The organism is Chryseobacterium sp. FP211-J200 (genome assembly GCF_001643375.1).
Classification (GTDB): domain Bacteria; phylum Bacteroidota; class Bacteroidia; order Flavobacteriales; family Weeksellaceae; genus Epilithonimonas; species Epilithonimonas ginsengisoli.
In genome coordinates, this window is record NZ_LSHB01000055.1 from 1 (window position 1) to 1521 (window position 1521).

Annotated in this window: 1 protein-coding gene and 1 pseudogene; both read right to left on the reverse strand. The window is 40.0% G+C overall.

All coding sequences use genetic code 11. From position 1 onward, the window contains the following. Window positions 1-856 (reverse strand): annotated as a pseudogene (locus AXA65_RS19630) (transposase); the annotation flags it as partial. 65 nt (window positions 857-921) lie between these two features. Then, window positions 922-1521, reverse strand: a 600-nt coding sequence (locus tag AXA65_RS15580; protein ID WP_063970998.1) for a tyrosine-type recombinase/integrase, incomplete at its 5' end; no start/stop codon positions are given.

Below are 1521 nucleotides of genomic sequence, written 5' to 3' on the forward strand. Positions count from 1 at the left end.
AAATATTCCACCACAGATTTCGGGCTGCCAAAGGGTTTTTTAGCGAAAACTATCCAAGGTTTTTCCCAAAGTTTTTGTCTGAGTTTTTCATAAGTTTCTGCTTCATTTTTTCGGTTTTCAAATTGATTTTCATCATTTTCCGTCTGATTTTTATTACATTTCAATGATAACCGAACCTTCAGTTTCTCACAAAATTTAGCCCTGAAAACTTTGCTCAAAGCCTTTACAGGAAACAAAAACTTACCGTCGCTTCTGATGTTTTTCCAAACTCCGTTTTCATCCACGCCGCCACCCGGAACGATGCAGTGCAAATGCGGATGCAGACTCAGATCCTGTCCCCAAGTATGCAAAACAGCGATCATTCCCATTTTTAAACCTCGATTTTCACCAAACGTCTGCAACGTTTCCCAAGCCGATTCAAATAAAATATCATACAATATTTTCGGAGCATGAAGTGCGGTTTTATTTAAAACTTCCGGAATGGTAAAAACCACGTGAATTAAGCGAAGCGTATCACGAATACAATTAAAACGAATAATAAAAAATGAGTAAAATAAGGCACTGGAAGCAGTTCGGTTTCCCGGTTTTCAATCCATTTTTCGCGGTTTTTGCCCTGACATTTCGGGCAGTGCCGGTTTCGGCAGGAGTTGTAGCTGATGCTGATATTTCCGCATTCGTCACAAGCGTCAATATGACCGCCCAAAGCCGATGTACGGCACTTTTTTAACGCAAATAAAGTTCTTAATTGCCAGGAATTTAATCCTAAATTTTCTAGTTTTGAACCTAAAATATTTAGTACATCAGCGACTTCGTACCGAGGTTGAGATCCAGGTTGAGCAGACTGTATTTTTGAGATCTCTAAACGTTGATCTTCATTAAATTCAAAGCTTGAATTTTGGCTTTTAACAAATTCAAAACCAACTACTTCGCTCTGCATTCCTCAAACAAAGTATCCAGTGGAGAGAAGAGTTTTTGGGTAGAAAGTTGGGCGATTTGAAGGTAAACGAGGGTCGTTTCGATGTTTTCGTGGCCGAGGAGATTTTTGATGCTCACAATGTTCATCCCATCCTCCAAAAGATGCGTCGCAAAACTGTGCCGAAGCGTATGAACACTCACTTCTTTCAATATTTTTGCCGTTTTTGAAGCCTGTTTCACCGCCCATTGTACGCCACGTTGCGAATATCTTGAATCGAATTCTCCACCTGCACGATTTGCTCGAGGTTCTCCAAAGAGAAAATCTTCCGGTTTTTCCGCTTCAATATATTTTTTCAAACCCCGAATCAAATGTTCCGACAAAGGCAAATAGCGGTCTTTTTTGCCTTTTCCCTGAACCACTTTCAGCTGTTTTCGGTCAAAATCCAAATCACAGAGACGCAGATTTCTGACTTCCAGACAGCGCAAACCGCAACCGTAAAGCAATCCGATTAAGATTTTATGTTTTAAAAGTTTACAGCATGATAACATCTGCCAAACCTCCTGTTTACTGAGCACAACAGGCAGTTTTTTCTCTTTTTTAATTTC